This window comes from Methylopila henanensis, from assembly GCF_042681025.1.
Classification (GTDB): Bacteria; Pseudomonadota; Alphaproteobacteria; order Rhizobiales; family Methylopilaceae; genus Methylopila; species Methylopila henanensis.
The window spans coordinates 45,957-65,029 of sequence record NZ_JBHUER010000002.1; the positions used below are offsets into that span (position 1 = coordinate 45,957).

21 protein-coding genes are annotated in these 19,073 nt (G+C 72.1%); 14 read left to right on the top strand and 7 right to left on the bottom strand.

Annotated features, from left to right (window positions below; genetic code table 11):
• The first annotated feature begins 123 nt into the window (after positions 1–123).
• The 4 genes from ACFSCV_RS02885 to ACFSCV_RS02900 all read left to right on the top strand — a co-directional run bounded on the left by ACFSCV_RS02885 (position 124) and on the right by ACFSCV_RS02900 (position 3,132).
• A complete protein-coding gene (locus ACFSCV_RS02885) occupies positions 124–1,089 on the top strand; it encodes an MBL fold metallo-hydrolase (protein WP_378796837.1) in 966 nt (321 codons plus the stop codon).
• 91 nt (positions 1,090–1,180) lie between these two features.
• Positions 1,181–1,957 (top strand): NAD kinase, encoded by a 777-nt coding sequence (locus tag ACFSCV_RS02890; protein WP_378796839.1) that lies wholly within the window; start codon positions 1,181–1,183, stop codon positions 1,955–1,957.
• A gap of 69 nt (positions 1,958–2,026) precedes the next feature.
• Positions 2,027–2,572, top strand: a complete 546-nt coding sequence (locus ACFSCV_RS02895; protein WP_378796841.1) for a response regulator — start codon at positions 2,027–2,029, stop codon at positions 2,570–2,572.
• An 11-nt stretch (positions 2,573–2,583) separates the two neighbouring features.
• Positions 2,584–3,132: an Hpt domain-containing protein gene (locus ACFSCV_RS02900; protein WP_378796843.1), complete on the top strand. Its 549-nt coding sequence runs from the start codon at positions 2,584–2,586 to the stop codon at positions 3,130–3,132.
• Positions 3,133–3,138: 6 nt separating this feature from the next.
• Here ACFSCV_RS02900 and ACFSCV_RS02905 read toward each other — a convergent pair whose 3' ends face one another.
• Positions 3,139–4,299 carry a DUF2336 domain-containing protein gene (locus ACFSCV_RS02905; protein WP_378796845.1) on the bottom strand — a complete coding sequence of 387 codons (1,161 nt, stop codon included), beginning with the start codon at positions 4,297–4,299 and terminating at the stop codon, positions 3,139–3,141.
• Positions 4,296–5,453: a lysozyme family protein gene (locus tag ACFSCV_RS02910; protein WP_378796847.1), complete on the bottom strand. Its 1,158-nt coding sequence runs from the start codon at positions 5,451–5,453 to the stop codon at positions 4,296–4,298. Before ACFSCV_RS02910 ends, ACFSCV_RS02905 begins: the two co-directional genes overlap by 4 nt.
• An 81-nt stretch (positions 5,454–5,534) precedes the next feature.
• Here ACFSCV_RS02910 and ACFSCV_RS02915 point away from each other — a divergent pair, with 81 nt between their 5' ends.
• Positions 5,535–6,167, top strand: coding sequence for a hypothetical protein (locus ACFSCV_RS02915; protein ID WP_378796849.1), 633 nt, complete (start codon positions 5,535–5,537; stop codon positions 6,165–6,167).
• A 10-nt stretch (positions 6,168–6,177) separates the two neighbouring features.
• On the opposite strand, the gene ACFSCV_RS02920 is transcribed toward ACFSCV_RS02915, so the two are convergent.
• Positions 6,178–6,783 (bottom strand): flavin reductase family protein, encoded by a 606-nt coding sequence (locus tag ACFSCV_RS02920; RefSeq protein ID WP_378796851.1) that lies wholly within the window; start codon positions 6,781–6,783, stop codon positions 6,178–6,180.
• Complete coding sequence (locus tag ACFSCV_RS02925; protein ID WP_378796853.1) at positions 6,783–7,364, bottom strand: nitroreductase family protein; 582 nt, start codon at positions 7,362–7,364, stop codon at positions 6,783–6,785. The genes ACFSCV_RS02920 and ACFSCV_RS02925 overlap by 1 nt, the downstream gene beginning before the upstream one ends.
• A 121-nt stretch (positions 7,365–7,485) precedes the next feature.
• Here ACFSCV_RS02925 and ACFSCV_RS02930 point away from each other — a divergent pair, with 121 nt between their 5' ends.
• Complete coding sequence (locus ACFSCV_RS02930; RefSeq protein ID WP_378796855.1) at positions 7,486–8,664, top strand: hypothetical protein; 1,179 nt, start codon at positions 7,486–7,488, stop codon at positions 8,662–8,664.
• A gap of 15 nt (positions 8,665–8,679) precedes the next feature.
• Here the strand turns inward: ACFSCV_RS02930 and ACFSCV_RS02935 are convergent, their stop codons facing one another.
• The gene (locus tag ACFSCV_RS02935; protein ID WP_378796857.1) at positions 8,680–10,059 is read right to left on the bottom strand and encodes an aminotransferase-like domain-containing protein; all 1,380 of its coding nucleotides are present in this window, start codon (positions 10,057–10,059) and stop codon (positions 8,680–8,682) included.
• A 299-nt stretch (positions 10,060–10,358) separates the two neighbouring features.
• Here ACFSCV_RS02935 and ACFSCV_RS02940 point away from each other — a divergent pair, with 299 nt between their 5' ends.
• The 8 genes from ACFSCV_RS02940 (at position 10,359) to ACFSCV_RS02975 (ending at position 17,232) form a co-directional block, all read left to right on the top strand.
• A complete protein-coding gene (locus tag ACFSCV_RS02940; protein WP_378796859.1) occupies positions 10,359–10,841 on the top strand; it encodes an MSMEG_0572/Sll0783 family nitrogen starvation response protein in 483 nt (160 codons plus the stop codon).
• Between the two features lie 67 nt (positions 10,842–10,908).
• Positions 10,909–11,961, top strand: coding sequence for a Nit6803 family nitrilase (locus tag ACFSCV_RS02945; RefSeq protein ID WP_378796861.1), 1,053 nt, complete (start codon positions 10,909–10,911; stop codon positions 11,959–11,961).
• Positions 11,867–13,015, top strand: a complete 1,149-nt coding sequence (locus ACFSCV_RS02950) for an MSMEG_0568 family radical SAM protein (protein ID WP_378796863.1) — start codon at positions 11,867–11,869, stop codon at positions 13,013–13,015. Before ACFSCV_RS02945 ends, ACFSCV_RS02950 begins: the two co-directional genes overlap by 95 nt.
• The gene (locus tag ACFSCV_RS02955) at positions 12,997–13,539 is read left to right on the top strand and encodes an MSMEG_0567/Sll0786 family nitrogen starvation N-acetyltransferase (RefSeq protein ID WP_378796865.1); all 543 of its coding nucleotides are present in this window, start codon (positions 12,997–12,999) and stop codon (positions 13,537–13,539) included. The genes ACFSCV_RS02950 and ACFSCV_RS02955 overlap by 19 nt, the downstream gene beginning before the upstream one ends.
• Complete coding sequence (locus tag ACFSCV_RS02960; RefSeq protein WP_378796867.1) at positions 13,536–14,507, top strand: sll0787 family AIR synthase-like protein; 972 nt, start codon at positions 13,536–13,538, stop codon at positions 14,505–14,507. Before ACFSCV_RS02955 ends, ACFSCV_RS02960 begins: the two co-directional genes overlap by 4 nt.
• On the top strand, positions 14,504–15,670 hold the full coding sequence (locus ACFSCV_RS02965; RefSeq protein ID WP_378796869.1) for an MSMEG_0565 family glycosyltransferase: 1,167 nt from the start codon (positions 14,504–14,506) through the stop codon (positions 15,668–15,670). The genes ACFSCV_RS02960 and ACFSCV_RS02965 overlap by 4 nt, the downstream gene beginning before the upstream one ends.
• The gene (locus tag ACFSCV_RS02970) at positions 15,663–15,950 is read left to right on the top strand and encodes an MSMEG_0570 family nitrogen starvation response protein (protein ID WP_378796871.1); all 288 of its coding nucleotides are present in this window, start codon (positions 15,663–15,665) and stop codon (positions 15,948–15,950) included. The genes ACFSCV_RS02965 and ACFSCV_RS02970 overlap by 8 nt, the downstream gene beginning before the upstream one ends.
• Before the next feature lie 16 nt (positions 15,951–15,966).
• A complete protein-coding gene (locus ACFSCV_RS02975) occupies positions 15,967–17,232 on the top strand; it encodes an MSMEG_0569 family flavin-dependent oxidoreductase (RefSeq protein ID WP_378796873.1) in 1,266 nt (421 codons plus the stop codon).
• Between the two features lie 10 nt (positions 17,233–17,242).
• Here the strand turns inward: ACFSCV_RS02975 and ACFSCV_RS02980 are convergent, their stop codons facing one another.
• A complete protein-coding gene (locus ACFSCV_RS02980) occupies positions 17,243–18,325 on the bottom strand; it encodes an alpha-hydroxy acid oxidase (protein ID WP_378796875.1) in 1,083 nt (360 codons plus the stop codon).
• 31 nt (positions 18,326–18,356) lie between these two features.
• Positions 18,357–19,040 carry a Fe2+-dependent dioxygenase gene (locus ACFSCV_RS02985; protein WP_378796877.1) on the bottom strand — a complete coding sequence of 228 codons (684 nt, stop codon included), beginning with the start codon at positions 19,038–19,040 and terminating at the stop codon, positions 18,357–18,359.
• Between the last annotated feature and the right edge of the window lie 33 nt (positions 19,041–19,073).

The window sequence follows — 19,073 nt, forward strand, 5'->3', positions numbered from 1 at the left end:
GCGGGGGCGTCACGCAACAGTGACGCCTCCCGGCGATTGCAGCCGGTGTCCGGCTGACCTATCCAGCTTTCAGGCCGGCGCGCCGCCCCACGATCCGCCTGAGAGAGACGCGAGATGACATCCATGACGCGACGCTCGATGATCGCCGCCGCGGCGGTTTCCGCGATGGCCCCGGCCGGCGCAGGCGGCGCGCTCGCCGCGGCGCCGGCGGCGGGCCGGCAGGCGCCCGGCGTCTACCGCTACAAGGTCGGCGACATCGAGGTCACGGCCCTCACCGACGGATTGAACCGCCGGCCGCTGGACGCGAGCTTCGTCCGGAACGCCCCTGTCGAGGACGTCCGGCGCGCCCTGTCCGACGCCTTCATGGACACCTCCTCGGTCGCGATCTCGTTCACGAGCGTGGTGGTGAACACCGGCAGCCGCCTGATCCTCGTCGACGCCGGCACCGGCGGCCACCTCGCCCCGACTGCGGGCCAGCTCTACGAGAACCTCTCGGCCGCGGGCATCGAGCCGAAAGCGGTCGACACGGTGCTGATCTCGCACTTCCACCCCGACCACATCGGCGGCGTGCGCCTGAAGAGCGGCGAGCTCGCCTTCCCCAACGCCGAGATCGTCGTGCCGGAGGCGGAGTGGGCGTTTTGGATGGACGACGGCCAGATGAGCCGGGCGCCCGAGGCGCTGAAGGGCGCGTTCAAGATGGCGCGCCGGGTGTTCGAGCCGATCAAGCGCGACGTCCGCCGCTATGACCCCGAGACCGAGTTCGTGACCGGCCTCGTCGCGATTCCCGCGCCGGGCCATACGCCCGGCCACACCGCGTTCCGCCTGTCGTCCGGATCGGAAGAGCTCATCATCTGGTCCGACACCACCAACCACCCCTCGCTGTTCGTGCGCAATCCGGGCTGGCACGCCGTGTTCGACATGGACCCCGGCCAGGCCGAGGCGACCCGGCGGCGCATGCTGGACATGGTGACGAAGGACCGCCTGCTCGTCGCCGGCTACCACTTCCCCTTCCCGGCCGTCGGCCACATCGCGCGCCGCTCGAACGACGAGTTCGCCTTCGTCCCCGAAATGTGGAATCCCGTGCTCTGACGCGGCGCGCATGGACGCGCGGCCGCGGGGCCGTGTATGGCTCGGATCCGCGCGCTGACCGACGCGCGCGTCACGGAGACGGCGCAGGCGCATGACCGACCGCGGCTTTGAACGCATCGCCTTCGTCGCGAGCGGCGCCGACGACGCGCGCGAGGCGCGGGCGAAGCTCGCCCAGCGCTATGGCGGCGTGGCGGTCGAGGACGCCGACGTGGTGGTCGCGCTTGGCGGCGACGGCATGATGCTGCTGACGCTGCACGACCTGATGGGCCGCAACGTGCCGATCTACGGCATGAACCGCGGTTCGGTCGGCTTCCTCATGAACGACTTTCGCGAGGACGACCTGCCGGAGCGGCTGGCGGCGGCGGAGCGCACCGTCATCCACCCGCTGACCATGCGCGCGCGCGACCGGGACAACCAGGTCCATGTGGCGAAGGCCATCAACGAGGTCCAGCTCTGGCGCCAGACCTACCAGGCGGCGAAGCTCAGGATCGAGGTGGACGGCAAGCCGCGGCTCGGCGAGCTCGTCTGCGACGGCGTGCTGGTCGCGACGCCGACGGGCTCGACCGCCTACAACCTCTCGGCCCATGGCCCGCTGCTGCCGCTCGCGAGCCCCCTGCTCGCGATGACGCCGATCTCGCCGTTCCGGCCGCGGCGCTGGCGCGGCGCCCTGCTGCCCGACCGGGCGGCGGTCGCGATCGACGTGCTGGAGCCGGAGAAGCGCCCGGTGGCCGCCGTCGCCGACAACACCGAGTTCCGGGACATCAAGCGGGTCGAGATCGCGCTCGACCGCAAGACCAACCTCGTAATGCTGCACGATCCCGGCCACGGGCTAGACGAGCGCATCCTCGCCGAGCAGTTCGGCTGGTGAGCGCAGAAACGCGGCGTTAACGACGACAGGCCATGATTTCGAATGGTCTGATGGTCCTTCGCCCGCGACATGATCCGCGTCGACTTCACAAAGCTCCGAATCCTCGTCGTCGACGACAACGCGCACATGCGCCGCATCGTCCGCACGCTGCTGCACGGATTCGGCTCGCGCGAGGTCTACGAGGCGGAGGACGGCGCCGCGGGCCTCGAGATGTTCACGACCCATCTGCCGGACATCATCATCGTCGACTGGTCGATGCCGATCTTCGACGGGGTCGAGCTAACGACGATGATCCGTCAGCCCGACAGCGGCATGAACCCTTACGTGCCGATCATCATGCTGACCGGCCATTCCGAGAAGAGCCGGGTCATCCGCGCCCGCGACGCCGGCGTCACCGAATTCCTCTGCAAGCCGATCTCCTCGAAGGCGCTGCATCAGCGCCTGCTCAACTGCGTGCTGAACCCGCGGCCCTTCATCAAGACGCGCGACTATTTCGGCCCGGACCGCCGCCGGAGCACCGCGGCGAGCTACTCCGGACCCGAGCGGCGCTCAAAGACGGCGAACGTGGTCGAAGACACAGCCAATGCGCGCCTGCGCGACAGCGTCGTTTCCTGAGGCTTGGACCCATGCCGGACGCGCCCCCTGCCCCTGCTCTCGTCCCTGCGGCCTCCTGGGGCGTGCCGGTGGAGTCCTTCACGGACCACATCGTGCTGCGTCCGCCGAACCGGCTGAAGGAGCGCGCCACCCGCTCGGTCGGCCTGCGGGACAAGAGCGACGAGGAGGCGATCCTCCGCGCCGAGCAGGCGCTCGAACTGCTGTCGACCGAGTTCGACGGCTGGATGCAGCAGGAGATCGATCGGCTCGAAGCCATGCGCGCGGCGCTCGCGATCGGCCGCGACGTAGAGGCGCTCGACGACCTGTACCGCAGCGCGCACGACCTGCGCGGCCAGTCCGCGACCTTCGGCTTTCCGCTCGCCGGCGAGATCGCGGACGGGCTTTGCCTGATGCTGGAGCAGAACGGGCCGCTGCCGCCGCAATCCTACGTGGACCGGCATGTGGAGGCGATCCGCGCGATCGTGCGCGAAGACGTGCGCGGCCGGGAGCATCCTGTCGCCGCCGAGATCGTCGAACGGCTCGCCATGCTGCGCGCAGGCTTCCTCAAACCGAAGGTCTGACCGGGCTCAGGCCGCCTTCGGCGCCTCGAGCGCGAGCAGCTCGCGCGCCGCGGGCTGGAAGGCGCGGCGGGCGTCGGCGCGCGCCGCTTCGGTCGCGAACCGGCGCAGCAGCGCCCGAAGCGCGGCGACGTCGACATCCACCCCTTCGCAGGCGGTGAGCGCGCGCTCCACCATGCGGCGCGAGAGTTCCGCGTCCTGCGCCCGGCCGCCGGCGAAACCGGCCTCGCGGGCCGCCGCGAGCGCCGCGCGGTAAACCGGCAGCGCCGGCGTCGGGAAACCGGCCTGACGGTAGAGCGCCTCGAAGCCGCGGCCGTCGAAGTCGCGCACGAAGCCCGCGACCCGCTGGGGCGTCTGGCCCGACAGAACCGAAAGCGCCGCCTCGAAGATCGCGACGTTGCCGCAGAGCAGGGCGCGGAGCGCGAGGCCGGCCGAGAACTCGCCGCGGTCGACCAGCAGCCGCACGAAACCCTGCGCGTCCGCCTCTCCGGCGGCGATCACCAGCGCGCCGCGTTCGCAAGCCTCGTCGGCGGCGCGGCGGGCGCGGTCCGGCGCGAGCCAGCCGCGGTCGGTCACGAACAGCTGCAGCGCGCCCGCAACAGAGCGCATCAAAGCCTGCCGCACCGCAGGGCTGGCGTCGCCGCGCCCGAGCAAGGCGTCGCGCACCCCGCCATGGGCGCCGTGGCGTTCGGCGATGCGCTCCACCGCCGAACGGGGCGGACGGGCGCCGGCGTTCGCCAGCAGCGTCGCGCAGGCCTCCCCGCAGGCGACCTCGGCGATGGCGGCGCAGAGCGGGCCCGAGACGCGCGCCCGCCGCGCGATCGCGACCTGCTGGCGGACGCCGCCCTGGGCCACGAGATCGACCAGCTCCACGTCCGTCAGCAGCGGCGAGCGGGCCAGCACCGGCTCGGCGACGTCGGGAGCGTCGAAGGCGAGCGCAAGCACGAGCGGCGTCGCGACGTCCGGAGCGGCCGCGAGCACCTCCGCGACGGCGCAGCGCACCGCGAGGCTCGTGTCGTCCAGGATGCGCATCAGCGCCGCCTCGACCTCGTCGCGGATCTCGTGCTCCAGCTCGCCATGGAGGTAGGAACGCGCCAAGCCGTCGGCGGCCTCGGCGCGCAACTGCGCGGGAGCGGTCTCGGCCCATTCGAGGTAGCGTTCCACGATCATTTGCGGGCCGATGGCGAGATGGTGGGAATGACCGCGCGCCGGACCGGCGCGGGATTGGCGGGCGCAGCGGCGACGGGAGCGGGAGCGGCGGTCTGCGCGGCGACCGCGACCGACGCCGTGCGGCGCGCCCTGGCCGGCGCAGCCGCCGCCTGCGGCGCCTGAACGGCGTTTCCGGCGGCGACCGCGGCCGGCGACGCCGCGTAGGCGCGGGCCGAGGCCGCAAGCAGCTGGTCCGGCGCTGGCTCGGCGCGGGCCGCGGTCTTCAGGCCCCGGAACGGACCCGAGACGTCGGAAACGAGGCCCGCCGCGCCGAATGACGACCAAGCTTCGGCCACATAGGCCGACACCGGCGAACGGCGGCCTGTCTTGAACAGCGAATGGAAGGCGCGGCCGTCGTCCTCGACGCCGGCGTTGAACGGGGCGACGTCCTCGGTCCGCGTCCGCGCCTCCTGCAGGGCGAGAGCGGTCGTCACCGTCGCGGTCGAGCCGCCGCCGGCGGTCAGGCGGGCGTAGACCTCGCCCGCGGTGCGCTCGCGGCCCTTGTCGTAGAAGATCGCGCGGTTCGCGGACGCCTGCGCCGGAAAGGCGCTCGCGGCGCCCGTCGACGGCTGGTCGGCGGCGAGCCTGATCAGCTCCGTAGCGCCCTTCGCGCCGAGAAAGTGCGCGGCGTAGAGCTCGCCCTCGGTCGGCGCCCGGCCGATCCCGGCCTGGAGCGTCGCGGCGTTGCGGCGGGTGAAGGCGCCGGCGAGCAGCGCCGACGTCGTCGGATCGTCGCGCAGGGCCAGCAGCTCCGCCCGGCGCGCGGGGTCGGCGACGACGTAGCGGCCCGAGGTGGTGCGCGTCACGTCGGCCGCCTCCTCGGCGAGGCCGAGCTTCGGACCGTCCTCCTTCAGTACCTGCAGCCAGGTCTGATCGATGAACTGGAACAGGCCGCGGGCCGAAGAGCTCGACGCCTTCGCGGTCGGGTTGAGCGAGGATTCGCGCTGGGCGGTGCGAAGCAGGTAGTCGAATCCGGCTCCCGTCGCGTCGGCCGCGCCCTTGAGGGCGGCGGTCACGCGGCTCACGGCGTCGGCCGGAGACAGAAGCTGCATGGCGGGCGCGATTCCGGCTGCGGCGTTCCCCTGCGACGCCTGCGGAAAGCTTGCTCCGATCATGGTAAATCTCGGGTTAACCATATGGGCGACGGGGCGGCGGCCACCTTGCGCCGCCCGGCCGGCCTGAGCGAAACAATGGGAATGACGCCCTATCTCCGCGCATCCGGCGCCGACCCGTTCAAACCCGCCGCCAGCGGGCCGCTGGTGATCGACGCGGAGGCGCTCGCCGGCCTCCACACCGGTGACGTATCCGTCCCGATCTGGCTCGCCCTGCCCGCTCCCGACGCGCTAGATCCCGCGACGCTCGCCGCGGTGCCCGTCATCGCAGGCGTGGTGCTGGAGGCGACCTCGTCGCGCGCCGACGTCGAGCATCTCGCCGCCCGGCTCGCGGTCGCCGAGGCGCTAGGCGAGTGGCCAGACGGCGCGCTCCGCGTCGTCGCCCGCATCGCGACGGCGAAGGGCGCGCTCGGTCTCGCCGGCCTCGGGGCGGGTCATCCCCGGCTCGCAGGGATCGCTTGGGACGCGGACGCTCTCGCCGCCGATCTCGGAGCCGCCTCGCCCCGTGGTCCGGGCGGCGCGCTGATCGCGCCCCTCGCCACGGTCCGCAGCGCGGTGGTCGTCGCCGCGGCGGCAGCCGGCGTCACGGCGATCGACAGCGCCTTCGCCGGCGATGACGACGCTTTCATCCGGGACGCCGAGGCGGCGCGGACGGACGGGTTCAACGCAAAGTTCGCGCTGACGGCCGAACAGGCGGCGGCGCTCGGCGCGCTGTGAGCGGCGGCGCTTACGCCTTCGGGCGTTCGAGCGCGAACACGGTCTCGACCGCGGCGTAGTCCATGTAGCCGCAGCGCGCGAGCGCGCCGGCCTTCGCCGTGTCGAACAGGCCGCCGGTCAGGAACTCCTCGCGGATGTGGACCGCCACGACCTGACCGACCACCATCCAGCGCCCGATCCTGCGGCCGTCGAGATCGGAAAGCTCGGTCACGCTCAGAGCCTTGCACTCCAGCGCCGCCGGGCTCGCCTTGACCCGCGGCGGCCGCACCAGGCTCGATTCCGCCGTCTCGAGCCTCGCGAGCTCGAACTCGTCGACGCCGGCTGCGACCGGCGCGGAACTGGCGTTCATCGCGTCCTTCAGCGCGAGGCTCGCGAAGTTGCAGACGAACTCGCCGGTGGCGTCCACGTTCGCGACCGAGTGCTTCCAGCCCTCGGACGAGAACATCACCATTGGCGGCGACCCCGCGACGCCGTTGAAGAAGCTGTAGGGCGCAAGGTTCGGCCGCCCTTCGGCGTCGACCGTGGAGATCCAGCCGATCGGGCGCGGCGCGACGATCGCCTTGAACGGGTCGTGCGGCAGGCGATGGCCCTTGGCGACCTCGTAGCTGTGGACCATCAGGCGCTCCACCGCGTCACGATCTCGGCGAGGTCCGGCCGCGGACGGTCGCTCCAGCGCTCGGTCGGTGCGCCGACGTGGATGAAGCCTGCGATCTTCTCCTGCGGCGCGAGGCCGAGGATTTCCAGCGCTCGCGGCTCGTAGGCGGCCCATCCCGTCAGCCACTGCGCGCCGAAGCCGAAGGCGTTGGCGGCGACGACGAGGTTCATGCAGACCGCCCCGGCGGACAGCACCTGCTCCCATTCCGGGATCTTCACATGCGGCGCCGCGCGGCTGACGACCGCGACGACGAGCGCGGAGCCCGAGAACAGGTTTTCCTGCTGCGCGACGCGCTGGGGCGGGGCGTCGGGCTGAAGCTCCTTCAGCAGGGCCGCGAGCCTGAGGTCGAGGCTCTTGCGGGCCCCGCCCTCGATCACGACGAAGCGCCAGGGCGCGAGCTTGCCGTGGTCGGGCACGCGCGCCGCAACGGTCAGCATGCGCTCGAGCTGGCCGGCGTCGGGCCCGGGTTCGGCCAGCGCGTTCGCCGGCACGGAGCGGCGGGCGCTCAGCAGCTCGATGGTCGGGTTCGCGGCGTCGGTCATGGCGCTTCTCCTGCGTTCGCGCGGGACGACGCGGCCATCGCACGCGGCGCGGGCCCGCGCAACGGCGGGCTCCACGTCACCCGCACTTGCCAAGACCCGCGCGCGGTGGCATCGCACGGGGATGCACCGTCGCTCAGTCCCCGCCTGGGTCGCCGCCTGCGCCGCCGCCGCCATGGCGTGCGCGGCGCATCCTGCGTTCGCGCAGGAAGGCGGAAAGGCCACGCCGGGCGGAGGCGGCGGACCCGCCGCCAAGGAGCGCGGCGGCTTCAGCTATGGCGGCAGCTTCACCGGCCGGATCGACCTGCTCGCCCCGAAAGACGGCGACTCCAGCCGCCCCGCCGCGCCGCGGCTGCCCCCGCCGGAGGCCGCCCTCGGCCGGCCGGACCCGTTCGGCGGCGCCGGCGATCTGCTGAACGGGATCAGGATTCCAAATCTCGCCCCGGCGAAGCCGGCGGCGCCCCCCGCCGCCGCGACCGAGCCGATGGCGCCGGCGCCCGCCCCCGCGCGGACGACCCCGGCGGCGCTGCCCTCGCCCACGGCTCCGGTGATCAAGCAGCCGCTCACCCTGCACGCGGCCTTCAGCAAGAACGGGCCGCGCGTGATGAGCGGGGTGAAGTGGCGCGTGTTCACCGACACGGCCGACGCCAACGGCGAGCACATGATGGTCGCCGAATCGACCGACAGCTCGCCGCGCTTCGAGCTCGATCCGGGCGGCTACGTGGTGCACGCGGTCTACGGGCTGGTGGCGGTGGCGCGCTACGTCACGGTCGACGCGCGGGGGCCCCGCGAGGACACGCTGGTGATCGAGGCCGGCGCGGTGCGGCTCACCGGCTTCGTCGGCGACGTCAAGATTCCGGGCGACCGGCTGAGCTTCACCCTCACCCGCGACGACGGCGGCGTGACGCGGACGGTCGCCGAGAAGATCGCGCCCGGCACGACCCTCCGACTGCCCGCCGGCACCTATCACGTCGTCTCGGCCTATGGCGACGCCAACGCCATCATCGAGGTCGATCTGGAGGTCGGCGCCGGCAAGTTCGTCGAGGCCCAGGTGCACCACAAGGCGGCGCAGGTCGCGCTGAAGCTCGTGCACGAGCCCGGCGCGCCGGAGCTGCCGGACACCTCCTGGACCATCCTGACGCCCGGCGGCGACGTGATCCGCGAGTCGATCGGCCAGCTGCCGCCGATCGTGCTGTCCGAGGGCGACTATGTCGCGATCGTGCGCCGGGACGGACGCACCTTCCAGCGCAACTTCTCCGTCCGGGCCGGCTTCGACGGCAATGTGGAGATCGCCGGGGGCTGAGCCGCCCCCGCGAGCTCAGATATAGGCCGAGGCGAGCTCCGGCGGCTCAGTCAGCGCGTGGCCGATGAACTCGAGCGCCGCCCTGATCTCGTCGCGCGTCGACGGCCCCCCGATGCACACCCGCACAGCCTCTGTCGGCGCGGAGCCGACCGTGAAGGCGTCGCTCGCCACGACGCCGATCCCGGTCTCGCGCATCTGCCCGACGAAGGAGGACCGGCTCCAGGGCGGCGGCAGCGGAATCCAGAGGTTGAAGCTCAGCGGGTCCGCGCGGAACGAGCCGGGAGGCAGGATCTCCGCCGCCATGCGCTGACGGGCCGCGGTCTCCTCGCGGATGAAGCGCAGCATGGCGTCGGCGGCGCCGTCCTCGATCCAGCGCGTCGCCAGCGCGACGGTCAGCGGAGAGGCCATGACGGTCGCGGCCCTGAGCGCCGCCACGAACGGCCAGGCCGCCCGCGCGCTCGGCGCCACCACATAGGCCGCCCGCAGACCCGCGCCGATGCATTTGGCGAGGCCGGCCACGTGCCAGGTGAGATCGGGCGCGATCGCGGCGAAGGGCGAGATCTTCCGCGTCGGGATGAAGCCGTAGGCGTCGTCCTCGACGATCGGCAGCTCGTTCGCGCGCGCCACCGCCGCGAGAGCCGCCCGCCGCTCCTCAGGGATGGTCAGGGTGGTCGGGTTCTGGAGCGTGGGGTTGAGATAGACCGCCTTCGGCGCATGGCGCGCGCAGGCCTCCTCGAGCGCCTCCGGCGTCACGCCGTCCTCGTCCATCGCAAGCCCCACCAGCCGGACGCCGAGCTGGGCCGCGATCGAGCGGACGCCGGGATAGGTGACGGCCTCGCACAGGATCACGTCGCCGGGCTTCGCCAGAATGCTGAACACGCCGTGCAGCGCGGGATGGGCGCCGGGCGTGACGAACAGGCGGTCCTGCGACGGCACCAGCGCGCGCCGGCCGAGCCAGGACGAGGCGGCGTCCTTGTCCTCCGCCGAGCCGCCGAAGCCCTGGTAGCGCAGCCGTGGCACGAGATCGCGCGCGACCGCCGCCAGACCCTCGCGCATCATGTCGAGCAGGGCGGGGTCCGTCGGCTCCGGCGGCAGGTTCATGGTGAGGTCGGCGGACAGCCGGGCGTGGGCGCGCATCTGCGTCGTCTGCGGCGCGCCAGCGACGAAGGTGCCCTGCCCCACCCGCGCGGTGACGAGACCGCGCTTGCGCGCCTCCTCGTAGCCGCGCGCGACCGTGGTGAAATCGATCCCGACCCGCTTCGCCAGCACCCGCTGCGGCGGCAGCCGGTCGCCGACCGCGAGCCGCCCGGACCGGATGTCGGCCGCGATCAGATCGGCGATCGCGAGGTAACGCGGCTTGTCGCTGAGGGCGAAGTCGGGAGTCCAGTCGGCCATGCCAGTCTGCCTGCAATTTCCCTAATTGCGGGATTATTGACTGCATGCCTTCGGCTGTCGAGCCACCCTGCAATACCTGCAATATTTTGCTCATGTCCAAGGCGACCAGTGCCTGTTGACGCGTCATACGTTCAGTTTCAGGGATTTCAGGCGCCCGCAATCCATCCAATATTGCATGGAAAATTGAATGCAATTTGATGCAGTCTTTGTATGCCAGCGCTTTTTGGCGGTTGGCACGAGGGTTGCTCCCCTGTCAGCGACCCGGGCGGCGAGGCCCGGCAGCCGAACAGGAGAGCGAGATGCCCGCAGTGACGAAGCCCGCCAATCAGAAGGGCGATTTTCTGGTCGACTACGAAAGCAAGGTGTTCGAGGACGTGAAGGCGGCGCCGGGCGAAAAGGCGCTCGTCACCTTCCACACCGTGGCCTTTGAGGGCTCGATCGGCCTCGTCAACCTGCTGCAGGCCTCGCGCCTGATCGCCAAGGGCTTCGAGACCTCGGTGCTGCTCTACGGCCCCGGCGTGACGCTCGGCGTGCAGCGCGGTTTTCCGACGCTGGGCGACGAGGCCTTTCCCGGCCATCTCAACTTCAACAACCGCATCGAGAAGATCCTCGCCGACGGCGGCAAGGTCTACGCCTGCCGCTTCGCGCTCCAGGCGCTCTACGGCCACGGCGAAGGCGCGCTGATCCCGGGCGTCACGCCGATCAGCCCGCTCGACGTGCTCGACGTCATTCTCCTTCACCGCAAGGAGAACGCCTTCATCCTCGACACCTGGACGCTCTGAGAGCGGCCACAGCCGTCGTCCCGGATGGCCGCAGGCCGATCCGGGAGACGGCCAGGGAGACATGGCGATGAGCGAGAAACGCATCGTCCGGGCCGCGGCCGTACAGATCGCGCCGGATCTCGACGACTGCGCCGGCACGCTGACGCGTGTGCTGAACGCGCTGGACGAGGCGGCGTCGAAGGGCGCGAACCTCGTGGTGTTCCCCGAGACCTTCGTGCCCTGGTACCCGTACTTCTCCTTCGTGCATCCGCCGGTCGTCACCGGCGCGGAGCACCTCAGGCTCTACGAGCACGCGCCGTCGGTCCCCGGCCCCGTGACCGACGCGGTCGCCGCGGCGGCGCGGCGGCGCGGCCTGGTCGTCGTGCTCGGAATAAACGAGCGCGACCACGGCTCGCTCTACAACGCCCAGCTGATCTTCGACGCCGACGGGACGCTGAAGCTCAAGCGCCGCAAGATCACGCCGACCTATCACGAGCGGATGATCTGGGGTCAGGGCGACGGCTCCGGCCTGCGCGCCGTCGACACCGCCGTCGGCCGTGTCGGGGCGCTAGCGTGCTGGGAGCACTACAACCCGCTGGCCCGCTACGCCCTGATGGCGGACCACGAGGAGATCCACGCCGCGCAGTTTCCGGGCTCCATGGTCGGCCAGATCTTCGCCGACCAGATGGAGGTGACGATCCGTCACCACGCGCTGGAGAGCGGCTGCTTCGTCGTCAACGCCACCGGCTGGCTGACGGATGCGCAGCGCGAGCGCATCGCCCCGGACGAGAAGCTGCGCAAGGCGCTCACCGGCGGCTGCATGACCGCGATCGTGTCGCCCGAGGGCGCGCATCTCGCGCCGCCGCTCACCTCCGGCGAAGGTCTTCTGATCGCCGATCTCGACATGGCGCTCGTGCTGAAGCGCAAGCGGATGATGGACAGCGTCGGCCACTACGCCCGACCGGAGCTGCTGAGCCTCGTCCTCGACGACCGACCCGCAGGCCCGGTCCGCCGGTCCGCCGACCTTCCCTCCTGGAGCGCATCCGATGACGCCGATGCCGACCAAGCCGAAGCCGACGCTGCCGACCGAGGAGCTGATCAACGAGTTGCAGTCCTTCGGGGTCCGGCTCGTCGATCCTAGCGCGGGCGCCCAGAGCCGCCGCGGCGGCGCAGGCCCCTCGGACCACAAGGCCATCACCATCGACGGCATGACCGTGATGGCGCCGGTGCACACAGCGCCGGCCTTCGACAGCCCCTATCTGGTCGAGAAGCCGGACGCCTTCGGCCGCAGCCGCATCACCCGCGACGGCGCCGTCGTCGCCGAGGCCTCGTTCCCGCTCGCGCCGAAGTTCTACGGGCTGAAGACCGCCGACGGCGTGCCCTACAGCCACATCGCGACGCTGCACGGCCGCGACGTGCTGGCGACCACGGTGCTGCAGACCTGCATCCGTTACCAGAGCCGGACGAAGACCTGCCAGTTCTGCTCGATCGGCCAGTCGCTCGCGGCCGGGCGCACCATCGCCCACAAAACGCCGGCGCAGCTCGCCGAGGTGGCGGAAGCCGCCGTCCGGCTCGACGGCGTGCGCCACATGGTGATGACCACCGGCACCCCGAAGGGCCCCGACCGCGGCGCCGCGGTGCTTAGCGAGAGCGCCGCAGGCGTGAAGGCCCGCGTGAACCTGCCGATCCAGGTGCAGTGCGAGCCGCCGGAGGACGACGCCTGGTTCGGGCGCATGCGCGACGCGGGCGCGGACGCGCTCGGCATGCATCTCGAGGCCGTGTCGGAGCCGGTGCGCCGGCGCATCATGCCGGGCAAGGCGACGGTCTCGGTCGAGCGCTACTTCGAAGCCTTCGCCGCCGCCGTCCCCGTGTTCGGGCGGGGTCAGGTCTCGACCTACATCCTCGCGGGCCTCGGCGACACGCCCGAAGAGGTGCTCGACGTCTGCGAGCGGCTGACCGCGCTCGGCGTCTACCCCTTCGTGGTGCCGTTCACGCCGATCTCAGGCACGCCGCTCGAAAGCCACCCGACGCCGTCGCCGGCCTTCATGGCCTCCATCCTGCGCCCGCTTGCCGGCATGCTGATCGCGAACGGCCTGCGCGCGGTGGATGTGAAGGCTGGATGCGCGAAATGCGGCGCCTGCTCCTCGCTCGCCACCTACGAACGGGGGGCGTCGCCATGCTCTTCGAGCCGGTAAGGCCGTTCGTCCCCGCGGGCTACCAGATCAAGTGGGCCGTCGGCGCCTGGGAGCGGCGCGGCGCGGCCGAGCTTCGCCGCGCCGTGTTCTGCGACGAGCAGAAGGTGTTCGAGAGGGACGATCGCGACGCCGTCGATGATCGCGCGATCCCGCTGGTCGCGGTGTCGTCGCTCGCGGTCGCCCATGACGCGGTGGTCGGCACCGTGCGCATCCACGAGGAGGCGCCGGACGTCTGGTGGGGCTCCCGCCTCGCCGTCGCGGCCGGCCACCGCCGCGTCGGCGCGCTCGGCGCGGCGCTGATCCGGCTCGCGGTGTCCTCCGCCCGCGCCCGCGGCTGCACGCGCTTCTTCGCCCACGTCCAGAGCCAGAACGGCCCGCTTTTCCAGCGCTTACGCTGGTCCGTTCTCGATGAGGTGGAACTTCATGGACGCCCGCACCTGAAGATGGAGGCCGACCTCGCCTTCTATCCGCCCTTCACGACGCCTGAGACCGGCTTCTACGCCCCGGCGCGGAGGGCGGCGTGACCGCGCTCGAAACCCTCGCCGCCGCGCTGCGTGACGGCGCAGGGCTCGCCGCCAAGGCCGACATCGCCCGCGCGGCGGGGCGGCTCGGCCTCTCCGGCGCCTCCGCCGTGCCGGTCGGCGACGATTGCGCCGCGATCCCCGACGCCGACGGTTTCCTCCTGTTCGCGATCGAGGGCTTCATGAACGCCTTCGTGGAGAAGGACCCGTGGTTCGCCGGCTGGTGCGGCGTGATGGTGAACCTGTCCGACGTCGCCGCCATGGGCGGACGCGCCGTCGCCGTGGTCGACGCGCTGTGGGCCGCGGGCGAGGCCGACGCTGCGCCGGTGCTCGCGGGGCTGAAGGCGGCGGCGGCGGCTTATGGCGTCCCGATCGTGGGCGGACACACCAATCTCGCCTGCGACCGCGGCCAGCTCTCGGTCGCCGTGCTCGGTCGCGCGAAGGCGCTGCTGACGAGCTTCGACGCGCGGCCCGGCGACCGGCTGATCGCGGCGATTGACCTGCGCGGCCGCTACCGCGAGCCGTTCGACAACTGGGAGGCCGCGACCGACGCGCCGCCGGAGCGTCTACGGGGCGATCTGGCGCTGCTGGCCGAAATCGCGGAGGCCGGCCTCGCCCGGGCGGCGAAGGACATCAGCCAGGCCGGCCTCGTCGGCACCGCGGCGATGCTGGCCGAATGCTCCGGCGTGGGCGTGCGGGTCGAGGTCGCGGCGGCGCCTCGCCCCCCGGAGGCTCCGCTCGCGCGCTGGCTCCGGAGCTTCCCGAGCTTCGGCTTCCTGCTCGCGGCGTCCGCGGAGAACGTCGGCGCCGTCGTCGCGCGCTTCGCCGCGCGTGGGATCGCGGCGGCCGACGTGGGCTCGGTCACAGCCGGCGGCCTGGTGGAGATCGCCGACGGCGACGAGCGCGCGACGGTCTGGGACCTGACGCAATCCCCGCTTCTCGGCTGCGCTCCGGCGCAGGCGGCGGCATGAGCGCGCCCCGGCCCTTGCGCGTGGCGCTGCTGTGCCATTCGGTCAATCCGCGCGGCGGCGTGGTGCACGCCCTCGAACTCGCCACGGCGCTCGCGGCGCTCGGCCACGAGCCGGTGGCGCACGCGCCGGACCCCGACGGCCGCGGCTTCTTCCGCACGACGACGTTCGAAACCGTCTCCGTGCCCGCGACGCGGGTCGAGGGCGGGGTGACCGACATGGTGCTCGCCCGCATCGCCGACTACCGCCGGCATTTCGAACGTCCGGCGGCGCGCCGTTTCGACGTGTTCCACGCGCAGGACGGCATCTCCGGCAACGCGCTGGCCGACCTCAAGGCCGCCGGGCTGATCCCGGCCTTCGCGCGCACCGTGCACCATCTCGATCCCTTCGCCGATCCGAGGCTCGACGCCCTGCAGAGCCGCTCCGTCTCCGCCGCCGACGCGGCCTTCACAGTGAGCGAGATGTGGCGGAGCGTGGTGCAGGAACGGTTCGGCCTCGCCGCCACGATCGTCGGAAACGGCGTCGACGGCCAGCGCTTCCGCCCGGAGCCGGACGGCCGGGAGGCGGCACTCGCCGCGCGCCTCGGCCTCGGCGGCGGCCCGGTGATCCTGAGCGTCGGCGGCGTCGAGGAACGCAAGAACACGCGCCGCATCCTGGCGGCGTTCCTCCAGGTCCGGCGCATGCACGACCGCGCCCAGCTCGTGATCGCGGGCGGCGCCTCGCTGCTCGACCACGACGCCTACCGCGCCGGCTTCGACATCGAGCTCGCCGCCGCGGGTCTGGCCGACGGCGACGTGATCGTGACCGGCCCCCTGCCCGACGCCGACATGCCGGCCTTGTACCGGCTCGCCGACGCGCTGGCGTTCCCGTCGCTGCGCGAGGGCTTTGGCCTCGTCGCGCTGGAGGCGCTCGCGAGCGGCGTCCCCGCGGTCGTGTCGCGGCTCGCGCCCTTCACCGAGCATTTCGAGGACGGCGACGTCGCCTGGTGCGATCCGCTCAAGCCCGGCTCGATCGCCGACGCGCTGATGATCGCTCTCGCCGAACCGACGCGCTCCCGCCTTGCGAAGCGCGGTCCGGTCGCCGCCGCCCGGATGGGCTGGAGCGCCGTCGCCCGCGCCCACCTCGATGTCTACGCCGCCCTGCCGAAGGAGGCCGCCCATGCCTGAGATGCGCTTCACCGTCCGCTGGCCGGACGGGGCCACCGAGAGCTGTTACTCGCCCTCGCTCGTCATTCGCGAGCACATGGCCGCGGGCGAGAGCTATCCCGTCGGCGATTTTCTCGAGCGGTCGCGGACCGCGCTGAACATCGCGAGCGAACGGGTTCGGGCGAAGTACGGCTTCGCCTGCTCGAGCGCGCTCGAGCAGCTCGCGCGCATCGAAACCCAGGCGCGCCGTTTCTCCGCGACCGCCGACGCGCGCGTCGCCGTCCTGTCCTTCGAAGAGTGAGCCGGGGAGCACCACGATGAGCGCCATTCCGCATCACAGCGTGGTCGTCGTCGGCGGCGGCCAGGCGGGCCTTTCCGTCAGCTACTGGCTGAAGCAGCGCAAGATCGATCATCTGGTGTTCGAGGCGAAGACCGCCGCCCATGTGTGGGAGACGCGGCGCTGGGACAACTTCTGCCTCGTCACCCCGAACTGGCAGTGCGACCTGCCCGGCCATCCCTATGACGGGCCGGACCCGGACGGCTTCATGGTGAAGGACGAGATCGTCGCCTATGTCCGCCGCTTCGTGGAGAAGGTGGACCCGCCGATCCGCGAGGGCGTGTCGGTGACGCGGGTCGCGCGCCGTCCCGAAGGCGGCTTCTCCGTCGCGACCTCCGCCGGCGATTTCACCGCCGACGAAGTCGTCGTCGCCTCCGGCGGCTACCACACCCCGATCATCCCACGCATGGCGGAGAAACTGCCGAAATCGATCGCGCAGATCCACTCCGAGCAGTACCGCAACGCCGGACAGCTTCCGGAGGGGGCCGTGCTGGTCGTCGGTTCCGGGCAGTCGGGCGCGCAGATCGCGGAAGACCTGCACCTCGCGGGCCGCAAGGTGCATCTCGCGGTCGGGCCCGCTCCGCGCTGCGCCCGGTTCTACCGCGGCCGCGACGTCGTCACCTGGCTCGCGGACATGGGCTACTACGAGATGACGGTGGAGAAGCACCCGCTGCGCGAGGGCGTGCGCGACAACACCAACCATTACGTCACCGGCCGCGACGGCGGCCGCGACATCGACCTCCGGCGCTTCGCGAACGAAGGCATGGAGCTCTACGGCGTGCTGGAGGATTACGACGACGGCGTCCTGCGCTTCCGGGAGAACCTCGCCGAAAGCCTCGACTTTGCCGACCGCACCTACAACGGCATCAACGCCGCGATCGACCGGCATATCGCGGAGACCGGCGTCGAGGCGCCGCCGCCTTCGGTCTACGAGCCGGTGTGGACGCCGCCCGCCGAGCGCGGAACGCTCGACCTCGCCGCATCGGGCGTCGCCTCGGTGGTGTGGTGCATCGGCTTCACGCCGGACTTCCGCTGGCTCGACGTTCCGGTGTTCAACGGCGCCGGACGGCCGGTCCACAAGCGCGGCGTGACGGGGGCGGAAGGCGTGTCCTTCATCGGCCTGCCGTGGCTCAACACCTGGGGCTCGGGACGCTTCGGCGCCGTCGGCCGCGACGCGGAGCATGTGGTCTCCGTGATCGCCGACCGCCTCTCGCGCCGGCTGCCGCCGCTCGACCTCGCGGGCTGAGCGGAAAAGCTCACCAGAGCGTGTCGCGCGTGATCTCGGAGACCGCGCGGCGGCCTGTCAGCGCCATCGCGACCTCGAACTCGGCGCGCAGGATCGCCAGCATGTGGGCCACGCCCACGGCGCCCGCGACGGCGAGCGCGTGGATCTGCGGCTGGCCGACCATCACCGCGCTCGCGCCGCAGGCGAGCGCCTTCAGCACATCGGTGCCTCTTCGCACCCCGCCGTCGAGCAGCAGCGGGGCCCGGCCGCCAACGCGCTCCGCCATCCGCTCCAGCGCGTGAAGGCTCGCGGGCAGAGTGTCGAGCGTCCGCCCTCCATGGTTCGAGACCACGATCCCGTCGACGCCGCGGTCGAGGGCGCGCTCGGCGTCGTCGGGATGGACGACGCCTTTCAGCAGCAGCGGGAGCGCCGTTTGCGCACGGAGCCAGTCGACGTCCGCCCAGGTCGGCGCGCCGTCGAGCAGCCCCTTGAACACCGGGCTCTCGCCGGGCCCGGCGCTGGAGCGCGCCATCGGCGCGCCGTGCAGATGCACGGCGTCGATCCGTTCGGCCCGGAAACCGGCGCGCTGCTCATCGTTGCGCACCCCGCTGACGGCGGCGTCCACCGTCAGCACGATCGCGCGGCAGCCGCAGGCCTCCGCCCGCCGCAGCAGCCCGAGCGTCCAGTCCCGGTCGCCCTGCATGTAGAGCTGGAGCCAGAGCGGCGCACGGGCCGCGGCGGCGACCTCCTCGACCGCGGCGCTCGACAGCACGCTCAGCGTCATCCACGCGCCGAGGGCGCCGGCGCCGAGCGCCGTGGCGCGCTCGCCGTCGGGATGCGCCAGCGTCTGCCGCGCGACCGGCGCGAGCATGATCGGGAACGGCATCTCGGCGCCGAACAGGGTGGCGGCGGTGGTCGCGCCCGCCATGTCGACGAGCGCGCGGCCGGCGAGCGCGCGGGCGTCGAAGGCCTCGCGGTTCCAGCGCTGGGTCAGCCCGTCGGCGCCCGCTCCGGCGACGTAGGCCCACACGTCCGGCGGCAGCAGCGCCTTCGCGTGGCGCTCGTAATCGGCGAGCGACGCCACGTCCGGCGGCACGGCCGGCCCCGCGCTCATCGCCGCCCCGCGACGACGCGCGGCGCGCAGGTCAGACCTCGCACCACGACCGCAGCAGGTTGTGGTAGTGCGCCATGAGGCCGACCACGGCCGGATCGTCGTCCGCGAGACGCTCGCGGACGCTCACGATCGACATATCGAGATCGTAGAGCATCGTGCGACGCCAGTCGTCTTTCACCATCGACTGGGTCCAGAACACAGCCGCCCAGCGGCTGCCGCGCGTCACCGGCGTGACGGCGTGCAGGCTGGTTGAGGGATAGACCACGAGATGGCCCGCCGGCAGCTTGACGGCGTGTTCGCCATAGGTGTCGCGGATCGTGAGCTCGCCGCCGTCGTAATCCTCCGGCGGCGTGAGGAACAGCGTCGACGACACGTCGGCGCGGATGCGCGCGCCGGTTCCCGGCGTCGTGCGGATCGCCCCGTCCACATGCGCGCCGAAGGTCATGCCGGGATCGTAGCGGTTGAACATCGGCGGCGTCACCTGCAGCGGCAGGGCCGCGGTGGTGAAGCGCGCGTTGCGGGCGAGCGCCTGCAGGACGATCTGCCCGAGCCGCTGCGTGACGGGCGAATCTCCCGCCGCCTGCAGGTTGCGCTTGACGGCGGCGGCCTGCCCGCCCGCCGTGGCGCGTCCATCGGCCCAGTCGCCCGTCTCCAGCGCCTCCCGGATATGCGCGACCTCGTCCGGCGTCAGGACGTCAGGGATGGAGACGAGCATCGTGTTCCCGCGATCGGTGGCGACGAGGGGTGG